12 protein-coding genes and 3 rRNA genes are annotated in these 17004 nt (G+C 59.3%); 12 read left to right on the forward strand and 3 right to left on the reverse strand.

Features of this window, described 5'->3' with window-relative positions; all coding sequences use genetic code 11:
• The first annotated feature begins 376 nt into the window (after positions 1–376).
• The 3 genes from CXR25_RS06110 to rrf all read left to right on the forward strand — a co-directional run bounded on the left by CXR25_RS06110 (position 377) and on the right by rrf (position 5711).
• Positions 377–1910 (forward strand): 16S ribosomal RNA (locus tag CXR25_RS06110).
• Positions 1911–2320: 410 nt separating this feature from the next.
• Positions 2321–5435, forward strand: a 23S ribosomal RNA gene (locus CXR25_RS06115).
• 157 nt (positions 5436–5592) lie between these two features.
• Positions 5593–5711, forward strand: a 5S ribosomal RNA gene (gene rrf, locus CXR25_RS06120).
• The 16S, 23S and 5S rRNA genes sit together here, the layout of an rRNA operon.
• 236 nt (positions 5712–5947) lie before the next feature.
• Here the strand turns inward: rrf and CXR25_RS06125 are convergent.
• Positions 5948–6601, reverse strand: coding sequence for a GNAT family N-acetyltransferase (locus CXR25_RS06125; protein ID WP_226833503.1), 654 nt, complete (start codon positions 6599–6601; stop codon positions 5948–5950).
• Positions 6602–6741: 140 nt separating this feature from the next.
• Between CXR25_RS06125 and gdhA the strand changes: the two genes are divergently transcribed.
• On the forward strand, positions 6742–8088 hold the full coding sequence (gene gdhA, locus CXR25_RS06130; protein ID WP_101556632.1) for an NADP-specific glutamate dehydrogenase: 1347 nt from the start codon (positions 6742–6744) through the stop codon (positions 8086–8088).
• A 118-nt stretch (positions 8089–8206) separates the two neighbouring features.
• On the opposite strand, the gene CXR25_RS06135 is transcribed toward gdhA, so the two are convergent.
• Positions 8207–8722 (reverse strand): flavin reductase family protein, encoded by a 516-nt coding sequence (locus CXR25_RS06135; protein WP_009884034.1) that lies wholly within the window; start codon positions 8720–8722, stop codon positions 8207–8209.
• A 31-nt stretch (positions 8723–8753) separates the two neighbouring features.
• On the opposite strand from CXR25_RS06135, the gene CXR25_RS06140 reads away from it, so the two are divergent.
• Positions 8754–9008, forward strand: a complete 255-nt coding sequence (locus CXR25_RS06140; RefSeq protein ID WP_009884033.1) for a DUF3039 domain-containing protein — start codon at positions 8754–8756, stop codon at positions 9006–9008.
• Positions 9009–10793, forward strand: coding sequence for a DEAD/DEAH box helicase (locus CXR25_RS06145; RefSeq protein WP_069599796.1), 1785 nt, complete (start codon positions 9009–9011; stop codon positions 10791–10793).
• A 37-nt stretch (positions 10794–10830) separates the two neighbouring features.
• Here CXR25_RS06145 and CXR25_RS06150 read toward each other — a convergent pair whose 3' ends face one another.
• Complete coding sequence (locus tag CXR25_RS06150; protein ID WP_009884031.1) at positions 10831–12150, reverse strand: nicotinate phosphoribosyltransferase; 1320 nt, start codon at positions 12148–12150, stop codon at positions 10831–10833.
• Between the two features lie 52 nt (positions 12151–12202).
• On the opposite strand from CXR25_RS06150, the gene clpS reads away from it, so the two are divergent.
• The 6 genes from clpS (at position 12203) to CXR25_RS06180 (ending at position 17001) form a co-directional block, all read left to right on the forward strand.
• Complete coding sequence (gene clpS / locus CXR25_RS06155; protein ID WP_069599797.1) at positions 12203–12508, forward strand: ATP-dependent Clp protease adapter ClpS; 306 nt, start codon at positions 12203–12205, stop codon at positions 12506–12508.
• A gap of 3 nt (positions 12509–12511) precedes the next feature.
• Positions 12512–13087 carry a DUF2017 family protein gene (locus CXR25_RS06160; RefSeq protein WP_009884029.1) on the forward strand — a complete coding sequence of 192 codons (576 nt, stop codon included), beginning with the start codon at positions 12512–12514 and terminating at the stop codon, positions 13085–13087.
• A complete protein-coding gene (locus CXR25_RS06165) occupies positions 13084–13905 on the forward strand; it encodes an MBL fold metallo-hydrolase (RefSeq protein WP_096158470.1) in 822 nt (273 codons plus the stop codon). The genes CXR25_RS06160 and CXR25_RS06165 overlap by 4 nt, the downstream gene beginning before the upstream one ends.
• A gap of 86 nt (positions 13906–13991) precedes the next feature.
• Positions 13992–14714: a ribonuclease PH gene (rph, locus tag CXR25_RS06170; RefSeq protein WP_009884027.1), complete on the forward strand. Its 723-nt coding sequence runs from the start codon at positions 13992–13994 to the stop codon at positions 14712–14714.
• Positions 14711–15316 carry an RdgB/HAM1 family non-canonical purine NTP pyrophosphatase gene (rdgB, locus tag CXR25_RS06175; RefSeq protein ID WP_096161583.1) on the forward strand — a complete coding sequence of 202 codons (606 nt, stop codon included), beginning with the start codon at positions 14711–14713 and terminating at the stop codon, positions 15314–15316. Before rph ends, rdgB begins: the two co-directional genes overlap by 4 nt.
• A gap of 182 nt (positions 15317–15498) precedes the next feature.
• Entirely contained in the window at positions 15499–17001 is a 1503-nt protein-coding gene (locus CXR25_RS06180) for an ABC transporter substrate-binding protein (protein WP_114385058.1), read from the forward strand.
• The last annotated feature ends 3 nt before the right edge of the window (positions 17002–17004 follow it).

The raw sequence follows: 17004 nt of genomic DNA on the forward strand, positions 1-17004 counted from the left end.
GCAGCAAATTGAAGATGAACTTCAAGTTGCGAAGATCGAAACAACACTGTAGAGTAAATATCCGCTGGTACGGCGGGCCGCAAGGCAGAAAGTACACAATTGAAACTGACACCCCCAGTGAACACGCCCCAATAATTGGGTCTGTGGTGATGGGTGAGTGTTTGTGGTTTGAGAATCCAATAGCGTGTTTGTTTGAACAAATAGTGATGCCAGAAACATTATTTTTCTGGTAAGACAATCACATGTTCACACATTTGTGGCTACCCTTCGCCGGGTGGTCACGCCAGCATGTGTGGACATGATTAATTGGTCAGCATCGGTCACCCCGTGATCGTTGGTTGGCTGTCTTGCTGGGATTCATTCGTAACATAATTTTTTTATGGAGAGTTTGATCCTGGCTCAGGACGAACGCTGGCTGCGTGCTTAACACATGCAAGTCGAACGCTGAAGCCCTGGTGCTTGCACCGGGGTGGATGAGTGGCGAACGGGTGAGTAACACGTGAGTAACCTGCCCCCGACTTCGGGATAAGCCCGGGAAACTGGGTCTAATACCGGATATGACCATGACTCGCATGAGTGATGGTGGAAAGTTTTTTCGGTTGGGGATGGGCTCGCGGCCTATCAGTTTGTTGGTGAGGTAATGGCTCACCAAGACGACGACGGGTAGCCGGCCTGAGAGGGCGACCGGCCACACTGGGACTGAGACACGGCCCAGACTCCTACGGGAGGCAGCAGTGGGGAATATTGCACAATGGGGGAAACCCTGATGCAGCGACGCAGCGTGCGGGATGACGGCCTTCGGGTTGTAAACCGCTTTCAGCAGGGAAGAAGCCTTTCGGGGTGACGGTACCTGCAGAAGAAGTACCGGCTAACTACGTGCCAGCAGCCGCGGTAATACGTAGGGTACAAGCGTTGTCCGGAATTATTGGGCGTAAAGAGCTCGTAGGTGGTTGGTCACGTCTGCTGTGGAAACGCAACGCTTAACGTTGCGCGTGCAGTGGGTACGGGCTGACTAGAGTGCAGTAGGGGAGTCTGGAATTCCTGGTGTAGCGGTGAAATGCGCAGATATCAGGAGGAACACCGGTGGCGAAGGCGGGACTCTGGGCTGTAACTGACACTGAGGAGCGAAAGCATGGGGAGCGAACAGGATTAGATACCCTGGTAGTCCATGCCGTAAACGTTGGGCACTAGGTGTGGGGGACATTCCACGTTCTCCGCGCCGTAGCTAACGCATTAAGTGCCCCGCCTGGGGAGTACGGTCGCAAGGCTAAAACTCAAAGGAATTGACGGGGGCCCGCACAAGCGGCGGAGCATGCGGATTAATTCGATGCAACGCGAAGAACCTTACCAAGGCTTGACATACACCAGACCGTTCTGGAAACAGTTCCTCCCCTTTGGGGTTGGTGTACAGGTGGTGCATGGTTGTCGTCAGCTCGTGTCGTGAGATGTTGGGTTAAGTCCCGCAACGAGCGCAACCCTCGTTCTATGTTGCCAGCACGTGATGGTGGGAACTCATAGGAGACTGCCGGGGTCAACTCGGAGGAAGGTGGGGATGACGTCAAATCATCATGCCCTTTATGTCTTGGGCTTCACGCATGCTACAATGGCTGGTACAGAGAGATGCGAGACCGCGAGGTTTTAGCGAATCCCTTAAAGCCAGTCTCAGTTCGGATCGTAGTCTGCAATTCGACTACGTGAAGTCGGAGTCGCTAGTAATCGCAGATCAGCAACGCTGCGGTGAATACGTTCCCGGGCCTTGTACACACCGCCCGTCAAGTCACGAAAGTCGGTAACACCCGAAGCCGGTGGCCCAACCCTTGTGGAGGGGGCCGTCTAAGGTGGGACTGGTGATTGGGACTAAGTCGTAACAAGGTAGCCGTACCGGAAGGTGCGGCTGGATCACCTCCTTTCTAAGGAGCACACATAAGAACCCCAACGTGTCACCCGTACGTGGTGCCGGTTGGGAGCTCAAGGGTGGAACATCATTATTTTCGCTCAACCCGCACAGCGTCGTTAAGGTACATGCCTTGTCGACGGTGTGATGATGGTGGGCTAGAACGAACACGTTATTGGGTCCTGGAATCACAAACCAACCAGCAATGGTTGGGTGTGGTTTCAACCAACAGGACCAACCCGTCCAGACCAGCAGCCTTCGGTTGTGTGGGTGTGGGTGGTGTTTGGTAGTGGTTTGAGAATCGTATAGTGGACGCGAGCATCAACAGCCCGAACTTTGTTTGGGTTGTTATGTAATGTGATTTTTCTTGTGAAATCTTAGTGTGAAATTTTCGCACACACATTTTGCAACCAAATTTTTTGGGTGTGATGAGTGTGTAAGAGCGCATGGTGGATGCCTTGGCATCAGGAGCCGATGAAGGACGTGGAAATCTGCGATAAGCCTCGGGGAGCCGATAAACGGGCTGTGATCCGAGGATGTCCGAATGGGGAAACCCCGCCACATGAGAGTGTGGTGACCCGCATCTGAATATATAGGGTGTGTGGAGGGAACGCGGGGAAGTGAAACATCTCAGTACCCGTAGGAAGAGAAAATAAAACATGATTCCGGGAGTAGTGGCGAGCGAAACTGGATCAGCCTAAACCGTGTGCGTGTCAAACGTGCTGGTGTTGCGTATGCGGTGTTGTGGGGAATGCGTGTTCGGTCCAGCATGACCGAGTCGTTGATGTGTGCTGCGTGTAGTCGAAGCTGGTGGGAAACAGTACCGGAGCGGGTGAGAGTCCCGTAGACGAAACATGTGGCCCCGACGATATGTGTTTGCCCGAGTAGCACGATACTCGTGGAATGTCGTGTGAATCTGCCAGGACCACCTGGTAAGGCTAAATACTTCCTGATGACCGATAGCGGATAGTACCGTGAGGGAATGGTGAAAAGTACCCCGGGAGGGGAGTGAAATAGTACCTGAAACCATGTGCTTACAATCCGTCAGAGCCTCCTTTGTTGGGGTGATGGCGTGCCTTTTGAAGAATGAGCCTGCGAGTTAGCGGTGCGTGGCGAGGTTAACCCGAGAGGGGTAGTCGTAGCGAAAGCGAGTCCGAATAGGGCGTATGAGTCGCGTGTCCTAGACCCGAAGCGGAGTGATCTAGCCATGGGCAGGGTGAAGCGTGTGTAAGAGCGCGTGGAGGCCCGCACCCACTTCAGTTGAAAATGGAGGGGATGACCTGTGGTTAGGGGTGAAAGGCCAATCAAACTCTGTGATAGCTGGTTCTCCCCGAAATGCATTTAGGTGCAGCGTTGCGTGGTTCTTGCCGGAGGTAGAGCTACTGGATGGCTGATGGGCCCCACCGGGTTACTGACGTCAACTAAACTCCGAATGCCGGTAAGGTTCAGCGTGGCAGTGAGACAGTGGGGGATAAGCTTCATTGTCGAGAGGGAAACAGCCCAGACCATCAACTAAGGCCCCTAAGCGTGTGCTAAGTGGGAAAGGATGTTCAGTTGCGAAGACAACCAGGAGGTTGGCTTAGAAGCAGCCATCCTTGAAAGAGTGCGTAATAGCTCACTGGTCAAGTGATTGAGCGCCGATAATGTAGCGGGGCTAAGTACACCGCCGAAGTTGTGGCAGCATCCCGTATAGCCGTAATGGTGGGGTGTTGGGTAGGGGAGCGTCGTGCTGGCAGTGAAGTCGCCGTGTGAACGAGTGGTGGAGCCGGTACGAGTGAGAATGCAGGCATGAGTAGCGAAAGACGGGTGAGAAACCCGTCCACCGGATGACCAAGGGTTCCAGGGCTAGGCTAATCCGCCCTGGGTAAGTCGGGACCTAAGGCGAGGCCGACAGGCGTAGTCGATGGACAACCAGTTGATATTCTGGTACCGACGCATAACCGTCAATACCAAAACACACGATACTAACCTCGGTGTTCTTCCGTGATGCCTTCGGGTGTCTGGTTGAAGGATTCTGTGGGATCTGAGTGTGGAGTCGGTAAGCGCGAGGTGTGACGCAGGAAGGTAGCCAGGCCACGCGATGGTAGTCGTGGTCTAAGGTCGTAGCACGTGGGGGTAGGTAAATCCGTCCCCACATACAGTGTGAGAGCTGATGGGCGCCCCACTTGTGGTGGGGTGATCTGGTGATCCTATGCTGCCGAGAAAAGCATCGGCGTGAGGTTGTGTGTTGCCCGTACCCTATAACCGACACAGGTGGTCAGGTAGAGAATACTAAGGTGATCGAGAGAATCGTGGTTAAGGAACTCGGCAAAATGCCCCCGTAACTTCGGGAGAAGGGGGACCATCCCGGTGAAGCCAACTTGCTTGGTGATGTGCTGGTGGTGGTCGCAGAGGCCAGAGAGAAGCGACTGTTTATTAAAAACACAGGTCCGTGCGAAGATGTAAGTCGATGTATACGGACTGACGCCTGCCCGGTGCTGGAAGGTTAAGAGGACTCGTTAACCCGTAAGGGTGAAGCGGAGAATTTAAGCCCCAGTAAACGGCGGTGGTAACTATAACCATCCTAAGGTAGCGAAATTCCTTGTCGGGTAAGTTCCGACCTGCACGAATGGCGTAACGACTTCTCTGCTGTCTCAACCACGAACTCGGCGAAATTGCATTACGAGTAAAGATGCTCGTTACGCGCAGCAGGACGGAAAGACCCCGAGACCTTCACTATAGTTTGGTATTGGGATTCGGTGTGGTTTGTGTAGGATAGGTGGGAGACTGTGAAACTATCACGCTAGTGGTGGTGGAGTCGTCAAGTGAAATACCACTCTGACTATTCTGGATTTCTTAACTTCGGACCCTGATCGGGTTCAGGGACAGTGCCTGATGGGTAGTTTAACTGGGGCGGTTGCCTCCTAAAGAGTAACGGAGGCGCCCAAAGGTTCCCTCAGCCTGGTTGGCAATCAGGTGTCGAGTGTAAGTGCACAAGGGAGCTTGACTGTGAGACGGACGTGTCGAGCAGGAGCGAAAGCTGGGACTAGTGACCCGGCCATGGCTTGTGGAAGCGTGGTCGCTCAACGGATAAAAGGTACCTCGGGGATAACAGGCTGATCTTGCCCAAGAGTCCATATCGACGGCATGGTTTGGCACCTCGATGTCGGCTCGTCGCATCCTGGGGCTGTAGTCGGTCCCAAGGGTTGGGCTGTTCGCCCATTAAAGCGGTACGCGAGCTGGGTTTAGAACGTCGTGAGACAGTTCGGTCCCTATCCGCTGCGTGCGTAGGAAATTTGTGGAGGCCTGTCCTTAGTACGAGAGGACCGGGACGGACGAACCTCTGGTGTGCCAGTTGTACCGCCAGGTGCATGGCTGGTTGGCTACGTTCGGGAAGGATAACCGCTGAAAGCATCTAAGCGGGAAGCCTGCTTCGAGATGAGATTTCCAACCCATTAAGTTGGGGTGAGGTGTCCTATAGATTATGGGTTTGATAGGCCGGGTATGGAAGCACTGTGAGGTGTGGAGTTGACTGGTACTAATACGCCGATCACTCATCAACCCATTTGTTTGGTTGGTGTGTGCGTGTTTCACGCTATGGGTTTTACGAGATATTAACGAGTCACATTATGTGTGGTGTTCGCGTTCGCTGTACGGTTCTTGGACCGCTACTACACTCTTGAGGTGTGATTACTCGGGTGGTGGTGGTTTGTTGGTTTTGCGGTGGTGATAGTGGTGGGGAAACGCCCGGTTAACCGTTCCGATCCCGGTAGCTAAGCCCATTCGCGCTGATGGTACTGCAACTTGGTGGTTGTGGGAGAGTAGGTGACTGCCGCAATATTCTTTAAGGTGAGGGGTCATTCCACTTCGGTGGGATGGCCCCTCACTTGTATTCACGAGTGGTGTGGTGGGGGAGTGTTCGCTGGAGTGATTCAGCGGGTGCTCCCCTTTCTGCTATTCACGGACATTGTGCTGATGTCTCAGAGACTCTGAGCTGGCCGATGCGAGGCTCAGACCCTTACAGTTGCTGCCCCAGCAGTTGCATCGGATCCTCGGCCTGTCGGTATCGGGCTCTCAGGCCTGTTTGAGCCCGAGGAAGCGACGGACCACCTCGGCGCCGGCAACCTCCACTGGCTCGGTACCGCGGACGATCTCTTGAGCTGCCAGGATGACCTGCTGCTCAACGCGCGCCTGTCCATCCTGTGCGACGAGCGTCTTGACTCCATTGGGCGTGTACCCCAGTTTCTCTGAGACTCTGCGACTGGCTGCGTTGCCCTCGAAGTAGCCAGAGTTGAACTCTCTGGCATCGAAATGATCAGCAAACGCCACCAACGCAGCTCTGCGCATCTGGCTTCCATATCCCTTGCCCTGCTCATGCAGCGCCAACCACGACCCTGTAGAGACCGCCCGGGTGCGGACGAAGTCCGTTGCACTCACGCCCTGCACGCCGACAGCTCGGCCGTTGACCCTGACGGTGAACTCCATGGTCCAGTCATCGACTCTGAAGTTCGCTCGAGTGCCCCATTGGTACTGAGCGATGGACCGTGCGATTTCCTCAGGAGTCCCAGAATCCCAGTTGACGAGAAAGGCAGGAATGTTGTTACGGCGAACCCCACCGGCCGCAATATCGGCCAATTCTGAATAGTCCGATTCGCGTACAGGCGACAACTCTATGTGTCCGCAACGAATTCTTAAAGAAAAGGGCGGCCAAACGTCTTCTAAATCCATAAACCGAGTCTAGCGTCGGATGGATTTCGGCAACGCGAAACTCTGAAACTTGCAATATACCAAACCTGGGCCGCGACACCAGTTTGTCCATTATTCGGTCGTATCCGCTCATGTTATGCGGGTCACGGTAAATTGGTCCCATGAGCTTACATCCATCACTGCAGCCAATCTTCGACACCGTGCTTCATCGCAATCCCGGAGAGTCGGAGTTTCATCAGGCGGTACAGGAAGTTCTCTATTCCTTGGGCCCTGTCGTCGACAAGCACCCGGAATACCTCGAACTCTCAGCCTTCGAACGCCTGTGCGAACCCGAACGCCAGATCATCTTCCGCGTCCCCTGGATCGATGATCAGGGGGTCGTCCAGATCAACCGCGCGTTCCGCGTGCAGTTCAACTCCGCACTCGGCCCCTACAAGGGCGGTCTGCGGTTCCACCCGTCAGTGAACTTGGGCATCGTGAAGTTCCTCGGCTTCGAGCAGATCTTCAAAAACGCCATCACAGGTCTGCCCATCGGCGGCGGCAAGGGCGGATCCGACTTCGACCCCAAGGGGCGCAGTGACCTTGAGGTGATGCGCTTCTGCCAGTCATTCATGACAGAGCTCAGCCGCCACATCGGCGAGTACCGCGATGTTCCGGCCGGTGACATCGGCGTAGGCGGACGCGAGATCGGATACCTCTTCGGCCAGTACAAGCGCATGAAGAACGAATACGAAGCTGGTGTTCTCACCGGTAAAGGTCTGTCCTACGGCGGCTCCATGGTCCGCACCGAGGCGACTGGCTACGGTGTCGTGTACTTCCTCAAGGACATGCTCGCAGCAGCGAAGAAGAACATCGACGGACGCACCGTCTCGATCTCCGGATCAGGAAATGTTGCGGTCTTCGCAGCCGAAAAGGTCGCTGCATTCGGCGGTACGGTCATCACCATGTCCGACTCGGGCGGGTTCATCCACGACCCCGACGGCATCGAAACCGACATCGTCAAGCGCATCAAGTTCGAAGAGCGCGGTCGCATCTCCGAATACGTTGACGAACGCGGCGGCCGTGCAAAGTACTACGAGGGCGGCAACGTCTGGGACATCGAGGTCGACGTCGCACTTCCATGCGCGACCCAGAACGAGCTCGACGCCGATTCGGCGCGGACTCTCGTGAAGAACGGAGTCATCGCCCTCGCCGAAGGTGCGAACATGCCCTGCACCCCAGAGGCTGTGAAGACCTTCTCCGATGCCGGTGTGATCTTTGCCCCGGGCAAGGCAGCCAACGCCGGCGGCGTGGCCACCAGTGCCCTGGAAATGCAGCAGAACGCCAGCCGCGACACCTGGGACTTCGACTTCACCGAAGCCCGACTGGCTGAGATCATGGGCGACGTCCATGACAGCTGCGCCGAGGCAGCCGCAGAGTTCGGCTCGCCCGGTGACTATGTGGCCGGCGCCAACATCGCAGGCTTCATCCGCGTCTCCGAGGCGATGCTCGCACAGGGCGTCGTCTGATCTGAGCGACACGCAGCCGGCCTCGAACCGGTGCACAGCGGCCCTCTGCTCATCTTCCAGCTTCGTTTGAGGCTGAGGGACGAGCAGAGGGCCGCTGATATTCAACGATGACCTGCAGTCAGCGTGGCCCGATCGTTCCGTAGCCCTTGCGCCACCGCAGCAGCGGTTTGCTCTTGCTGCTGCTGACTCCGGTTCCCATCGACACGACTTCGCCGACGACGAGGTAGTGCGTGGCGATTTCAAGGGTCTGCGTCTGCCGCAGTTCGAACCATGCGATCGCATCCGTGAGCACCGGCTGGCCCGAATGGGGTGCGGGGAACGTATCGATGCCCTTGAGTGAACCGTAGAGCGGCTGCCCGGACGCACCCAGGCGCTCGGAGACGTCCCGCTGGGAGGAGTTGAGCAGGGAGATGGCGTAGTGATCACTCATCTCCAGGGACTCCATCATCCGTGACCCGCCGTAGATGCTCACCGCCATGGTCGGCGGATCGTAGGACACGTCGAGGAATGAGTCGACGGTGATCGCATGCAGGGCGGTCCCGCGTTTGACTGAGACCACGGCAACAGCGGCGGCGATATCGTCGCTGAGTTCGCGATAGCGTTCTGTGAGCGAATCCTCGTGAGTTCTGTCCATGGGTCTCATTCTAGGGAACTACAATGGAGCCATGACCTATCCAGCATCAGGTGGTTCAGCAACAATCGAGCGTGAGCAGTCCGAGCAGCTTGTTGAACCCGGCGACCACGAACGATTCAGCCACTACGCACCCAAAGACAAGATCATGGAATCCATGGTCACGGGCACACCGCTGATTGCTCTGTGCGGAAAGGTGTGGGTGCCCACCCGCGACCCCGAACGATTCCCCGTGTGCCCGCGTTGCAAAGAGATCTACTCATCGATGTCTGAAGGACCCAAGGAGTAAATGGCCGCGGAACGTCTCCCAGGGACCTCCGCCGCCGAACAACTGCCACCGGCCTTTCCCGAGCGTGCTGCTTGGGGAACGGCCGGAAAGTTGCGTGCGTGGCAGGCAGAGGCTCTCGAACTCTATTTTCGGGAACAGCCGAAGGACTTCCTCGCCGTCGCAACGCCTGGTGCCGGTAAGACCACCTTCGCTCTGCGCGTCGCCGCAGAACTGCTAGCCCAGCGGGTCGTCAACAGGGTCACCGTCGTCGCCCCAACCGAGCACCTCAAGGTGCAGTGGGCTGACTCGGCCTCACGCGTCGGCATCAAACTCGACCCGCACTTCAAGAATGCCCAGGGCAAGCACGCGCCGGGCTATCACGGTGTGGCCATCACCTATGCTCAGGTCGCGGCGAAGCCGGTCCTTCACCACAACCGCACCGCTGCCGGTCGCACCCTCGTCATCCTCGATGAGGTCCACCATGGTGGTGACGCACTGTCCTGGGGTGATGCAGTCCGTGAGGCATTCGGCCCGGCAGTGCGCAGACTCTCCCTGACAGGAACCCCCTTCCGGTCCGATACCTCGCCGATCCCGTTCGTCACCTACGCTCCAGACGAAAACGGCATCCGCACCTCGGTGGCCGACTATTCCTACGGCTACGGCCGTGCGCTCAAGGACTCCGTCGTGCGTCCGGTCCTGTTCCTCACCTACGCCGGCACCATGTCGTGGCGGACGAAGGCCGGGGACGAGATGTCGCACGTCCTCGGTGAGGAGACGACGAAGGACATCAACTCCCAAGCCTGGCGAACCGCGCTCGACCCCTCAGGTGACTGGATGCCTGCCGTCCTCAAGGCTGCCGATATCCGCCTGACCGAGGTCCGTCGCACCGTGCACGACGCCGGCGGACTCGTCATCGCCACCGACCAGGACTCTGCGCGTGCCTACGCGAAGATCCTCCGCGAACTCACCGGAGAGGCACCGACCGTCGTGCTCTCCGACGAAGCCGGAGCCTCGGAGCGCATCGAGAAGTTCCAGAACTCCACGGACCGCTGGATGGTCGCCGTGCGCATGGTCTCCGAAGGTGTCGACGTACCGCGACTGTGTGTCGGGGTCTATGCCACCTCCTCGGCGACTCCATTGTTCTTCGCCCAGGCGATCGGGCGCTTCGTGCGTGCCCGCAAACGCGGAGAGACAGCCTCGGTGTTCCTGCCCTCCGTGCCGATCCTCCTGGCGCTGGCCAACACGATGGAGGTCGAACGCGACCACGCCCTCGACCGGCCGAAGAACGAAGACGAGAACGACGTCGTGGTCTTCGACGATCAGGCCATGGAACAGGCCAACCGCAGCGAAGGTGCCTCCTCCGATCAGCTGGGCTCATTCGAAGCCATCGGCGCCGAAGCGCTCTTCGACCGCGTGCTCTTCGACGGAGGCGAGTTCGGCACGGGAGGTGCGGTCGGCTCCGAGGACGAGCTCGACTTCATCGGCATTCCCGGCCTCCTCGAACCGGACCAGGTCCACGAACTGCTGCGCACCCAACAGGCACGTCAGGCGAAGCGGAAGACCGCCTCCGCACCGCCGGCACCGGAGCCTGAGGTCAGCGAACTCGACCACCGGGCGATGAAGGAAGAGCGCAATCAGCTCCAGAGCCTCGTCGGTGCCTGGTCTCGTCGCACGGGTACGCCGCACGCGACCGTCCACGTCGAACTGCGCAAGGCCTGCGGGGGACCGGCTGTGGCACAGGCGACCCAGGAACAGATCCAGGCACGAATCAAAAAGCTGCAGGGCTGGTTCGTCGGCAAGAAGTAGCGCCTGAGAGCCTCAGCTCAGCTGACTCCGGTCGAAATCATTTGGGGTAGAACACCGTGGGGATCGCGGGTTCGCCGTCCTGCATGCGGCGGGCCGAACGCGGCAGCTCGGCCAGAGACTCGTCATGGCGGGCGCAGGCCTTCGTGACTCCAGCCGCACCGATATAGGACTCATCGATCTCACCATCGACGACGAGGTCGACAGTCAGCGAGCGGCCATCGCCGAGGTCGTCCGGCAGAGTCGGGATGCCCACGGCCTCTTCGACCGCGATGGCACCATCGATGAGACGCAGAGCATCTTTGTGCCCTCCCCGGGAGGGCTTGCCTGCCGAGTTCTTCGCCACCGAGGTCCAGGCACCCGATTCGTCGGCTCGGGCCACGAGCTTGTACACGAGCCCGGCCGCCGGAGCACCCGAACCGGTGACCACCCGTGTTCCGACACCGTAGGAATCCACGGGGGAGGCTGCGAGAGCGGCGATGGCATATTCGTCGAGGTCGCTGGTGACGGTGATGGTCGTGTCGTGAGCGCCGAGGCGGTCGAGGCCGGCACGGACCTCACTGGCCTGCTCGACGAGGTCGCCGGAGTCGATGCGCACACCGCCGAGGTTCTCACCGGCCAGGCGCACAGCCGTGGCCAGTGCCTCCTCGACGTCATAGGTGTCCAGGAGCAGAGTCGTGTCGGTGCCCAATGATTTGAGCTGAGCGGCGAAGGCCTCCTGCTCGGAATCATGGAGAAGAGTGAAGGAGTGGGCGGAGGTGCCGATGGTTCGCAGACCGTACCGGAGTCCGGCGGCGAGATTCGACGTCGACGCGAACCCGCCGATGACAGCGGCACGGGCGGCCGCGACCGCTGCATGCTCGTTGGTGCGGCGTCCACCCATCTCCGCACAGGGCCGATCTCCTGCGGCCTGCGCCATGCGCGAGGCCGCCGAGGCGACCGCACAGTCATAGTTCATCGCCGAGAGGATGAGGGTTTCGAGGATGACCCCTTCCGCGAACGTGGACTCGATCGTCATCAGAGGTGACCCGGGGAAGTAGATCTCGCCCTCGGCATACCCGCGGATGCTGCCGGAGAACGAGTAGTCGGCCAGCCAGTCGATGGTCCGCGAGTCGACGATCTGCTCGCGGCTGAGGAACGAGAGCTCTTCGTCGCCGAAACGGAAATCCTTGAGCATCTCGAGGATACGACCGGTACCGGCAACGACCCCGTAGCGGCGACCGGCAGGCAGACTGCGACCGAAGACTTCGAACAGGCTCCTGCGGTGCGCAGCACCCGATTCCAGGGCAGCCTGGACCATCGTCAATTCGTACTGATCGGTGTAGAAAGCCGTCGAACCGGTCCGTGTGAGATCACTCATAGGCGCGATACTACGTCACGACAGCGTCAGTGTTCTGCCGTAAGGTGGAAACGTGAGCAATCCAACGACTCCAGTTCTGGAGCCGGAGGTCGACATTCGACCGGCGACAGAACAGGCAAAGCCATGGAAGACCGTCGTCTTCAACGACCCCGTCAATCTCATGAGCTACGTCAGCTATGTCTTCCAGGCCTACTTCGGATATTCGACCGAGAAGGCTCACTCGCTGATGCTTGAAGTCCATGAGAACGGTCGCTCCGTCGTCGCCACAGGCGGACGCGAGGCCATGGAGAGGGACACCCAAGCCATGCACGAATACGGTCTGTGGGCCGCGTGCCAACCCGAATCAGGATCCGACTGAGATATGGCTGCAATCGATGCTCGTGGGGACGATGTCGTCCTCAAACTCGAGGACAATGAACGATCCCTCATGCTCACCGTCTTCACCGACCTGGCAGCACTGCTGGCAGAAGACGACAACGAAGACGGTCGCCCCGATTCTGAGAACTGGGAGGCACGTCTCGGGCTGGTCGAACGGCCACGCCCCCAGGACCCTGCGCTGCTGCGGCTCTTCCCCGACGTCGACCCCCTCGACGAGGAACGATCACGGGAGTTCCGACGCCTCACCGAGTTCGATCTCCAGCAGGCGAAGGCCCACAATGTGCGCATCGTGCTCAACGGACTGGCCAAGGGGTCCTCGATCACCTTGAACCACGATGAGGTTCTAGCGTGGATGAAGGGACTCAACGATCTGCGTCTGGTGCTTGCCGTTCGTATGGGCATCGACACCGAGGAAGCCCAAGAAGAGAAATACGCTCAGCGGGAGGACCTCGACGAATCCGAGGAACTCACACTGACCCTGTATGACTTCCTGACCTGGATTCAGGACCGACTCACCACTACCTTGCTCAGCGATCTGCCGGGGGACGACGACGTATGAAACTCACTGCCATCGGCACCGCCGGCTCCTTTCCCGGCCCCAACTCAGCAGCCAGCTGCTACCTCATCGAAACAGACGAGGAAAAGCCGACGCGCGTCGTCCTCGACCTCGGATCCGGGGCACTGAGCCCGCTGCAGCGCGCGGTCGACACAGACGGGCTGAGCGCGGTCGTGCTCAGCCATCTTCACCCCGACCACTGCATGGACATGACCGGTCTGTACGTCAAGCACTGCTATGACCCGAAGTTCTTCAACGGCAACATCTCCGACACAGGGTCGATCCGCACGAGGACAAGCGTCTTCGCACCCGCAGGCGCACAGGAACGATTGACACGTGCCTACTACACGGATCCCGGGAAGTCCCCAGTCGCCGCGAGCGCACACGACTCCGACCTCAGCCACGCCTTCGACTTCACCGATATCGATCACGGGACCAGCCACCAGGTGGGCAGCCTGACGATCGAATCCTTCCTCGTCGACCACCCGGTTGAGGCCTATGCCCTGCGCATCACCGACGCCAAGGGCGCGGTCATCACCTACTCCGGTGACAGCGACGAATGCGACAACCTCGTCGCAGCGGCCCGGGGCGCGGACCTGTTCCTCTGCGAAGCCGCCTTCCAAGAAGACCGCGACACTGCTCGCGGCATCCACCTCACCGGCAAACGTGCCGGACGTGTGGCACAGGCGGCAGACGCCAAGTCACTCGTCCTCACCCACATTCCCTCCTGGACGGACTGCTCCATCGTCCGTGGAGAGGCCGCCCGCGAATACCGTGGACCCATCGAACTGGCCAAACCAGGCAACAGCTGGACCGTGTGAGACTCTCCACCGACACAGACCACGACACAGAACACAGAGCACCCAGGACGCAACAGAACAGCACCGACAACCGAAAGAGGCCCACAGTGCGCGCAGACGGACGAAATGCCGACGAACTCCGCGAAGTGACCATCACTCGCAACTGGATCAACACCGCCGAAGGATCCGCTCTGGTGGAATTCGGCAACACCCGTGTCCTCGTCGCGGCCTCACTGACCGCAGGAGTGCCACGCTGGCTCAAGGGCCAAGGCCGCGGATGGGTCACCGCCGAATACGCGATGCTCCCTCGAGCCACAGACTCCCGCAACACCCGCGAGTCCGTCAAGGGCAAACTCGGCGGTCGCACCCATGAGATCTCCCGACTCATCGGTCGCAGCCTGAGGGCCGTCATCGACCTCGACAAGCTCGGCGAGAACACCCTCGTCCTCGACTGCGACGTCCTCCAGGCTGACGGCGGCACCCGAACCGCATCGATCACCGGAGCCTACGTGGCACTGGCCGACGCGATCGACAAGGGACGGTCGACCGGGATCATCCCCGCTGCGAACAATCCCATCAAGGACTCGATCGCAGCCATCAGCGTCGGCATCATCGACGGTGAGCCCGTGCTCGATCTGCCCTATGTCGAGGACTCACGCGCCGATACCGACATGAACGTCGTCATGACCGGCAGCGGACAGTTCGTCGAAGTCCAGGGCACCGCCGAAGGCGCACCGTTTGACCGTGACGAACTGGGCACGCTGCTCGACCTCGCAGCCAAAGGCTGTGCCGACCTCACCGGCATCCAGTCGGAAGTCCTGAGCAAATGACCACGTTCGTGCTGGCCACCCACAACGAAGGCAAGAGGCGCGAACTCCTCGCGATCCTCCTGCCCACGTTGGGGGAGGACACGAATGTTCTCACAGCCGCCGAGGCAGGACTCGGCGATATCCCGGAAACCGGGGTGACCTTCGCAGAGAATGCACTGATCAAGGCCCGCGCCGCCGCGCAGGCCACCGGTCACACCGCCATTGCCGATGATTCGGGAATCGCCGTGGATGTCCTCGGCGGGGCACCGGGAATCTTCTCCGCCCGGTGGGCTGGCCGACACGGAGACGATCGAGCCAACCTCGAGCTGCTTCTTGCCCAGCTGTCGGACATCTCGAGCGAACATCGCGGGGCGCAGTTCCGCTGCGCTGCCGCCGCGGTCACTCCCGACGGTCGAGAATTCTCCGCAGAGGGAGTCATGCCCGGGCGTCTGGCCACGAGTCCCTCGGGAGACCACGGTTTCGGCTACGACCCGATCTTCGTGCCCGACGGTTCTGACATCAGCGCCGCACAGATGACACCGGAGGAGAAGAACTCCCGGTCGCACCGAAGAGTCGCCTTCGACAAGCTCGCCGCGGTGCTCGCGGCACAGGCAGGGCTCTGACTCCTGCCCAATGGGCCCGGACATGCTCCGGGCCCGTCCCATTGAGCCTTCTCCACAATCTGGACAACGACTCATCGCCTGGTGAGAACTTCCGCTAAACTGGCGAGGCCGGTGTGCGCCCGCGCACAGTCTGGTCAGAGAAGACGAATGAACCACCGTCGGTTCGTGAAAATGGGAGAGCGATGAAGACTCCGCGCATCATAACGTGGATGGCAGCCCTGGCTGCCTCGAGCCTGATCCTGACCGGTTGTTCGGCAGGAGCATCGGACTCCGGCGACGAATCCAAGAAGGATTCGATGGCGATCGCGTTCACCGCCGAACCGGTCAACCTCGACTTCACCTCCACCTCGGGCATCGCCATCCCTGAGGCACTGATGGAGAACGTCTACGAGTCCCTCGTCCGCGTCGACGGTGAGGGCGAGATCCAACCGGGCCTGGCCGAGGACTGGGACGTATCCGATGACCGCAAGACCTACACCTTCCATCTGCAGAAGGGCGTGAAGTTCTCCAACGGCGCGGATCTCACGAGCGAGGACGTGAAGTTCTCCTACGAACGGGTGCAGAACGACTGGAAGAACGCACTGAAGTCCAAGATGGACGTCGTCGAGTCGATCGAAACCCCGGATGACCTCACCGTTGAGATCGCCCTCAAGAAGCCGTCCAACACATGGCTGTTCAACCTCACCTCCCTTATCGGAGCCGTCTTCGACACCGAAGGCACCGACAACCTGGCCAAGGAGGCTATCGGCACCGGGCCCTTCTCTATTGAGAAATTCACCCCCGGACAGTCGATCGACTTCGCTGCCAGAGACGACTACTGGGGTGAGACCCCAGCGGTCAAGAACGTGCAGTTCAAGTACTTCAAGGACGCGGTCTCAGCTTCGAACGCCCTGAAGTCCGGAGAGATCGACGTCGTCTCCAACCTCCAGGCTCCCGAACTGGCAGGAGAGTTCCAGAGCAATGACTATCAGATCATCTCCGGCACCACGAACGGTGAGGTCGTGCTCTCGATGAACAACGCGAAGGGCATCTTCAAAGACAAGAAGGCTCGCGAAGCGGTCATGCATGCCATCGACCGCAAGGCCGTGCTGGACACCGCATGGGCAGGCTACGGCGAGCTCATCGGCTCCATGGTTCCACCGACAGACCCGTACTACGAGGACCTGACGAAGGTCTGGGACTATGACCCGCAGAAGGCCAAGGACCTGATCGCAGACGCCGGCATCGAAGGGGAGACATTCGCCTTCACCGTGCCGAACCTGCCGTATGCGAAGGCCATCTCCGAAATTGTGTCCGCGCAGTTGGAAGAGGTCGGGCTCAAGGCCGATATCGAAACTCAGGAATTCCCCGCAGTCTGGTTGGACAAGACCTTCACCGAACACAAGTTCGACATGTCGGTCATCAACCATGCCGAACCCCGGGACATCCTCACCGTCTTCTCCAACGACTACTACATCGGCTACGACGACTCGAAGATCAAGAAGATCGCAGAAAAGGCCGATACCGGCACGGAAGAGGAATACGTCTCAGGGATGAAGACGATCGCGAAGACGATCACCGAGGACGCAGCCTCGGACTTCCTGTTCCTCTTCCCGAACCTCGTCATCGCGAAATCCGATGTCGCCGGAATCCCAGCCAACAGGGTCAACGACGCATTCCGGATCGCGGATCTGAGCTGGAACTGAAGT

This window comes from Brevibacterium aurantiacum (assembly GCF_003932995.1).
GTDB lineage: Bacteria > Actinomycetota > Actinomycetes > Actinomycetales > Brevibacteriaceae > Brevibacterium > Brevibacterium aurantiacum.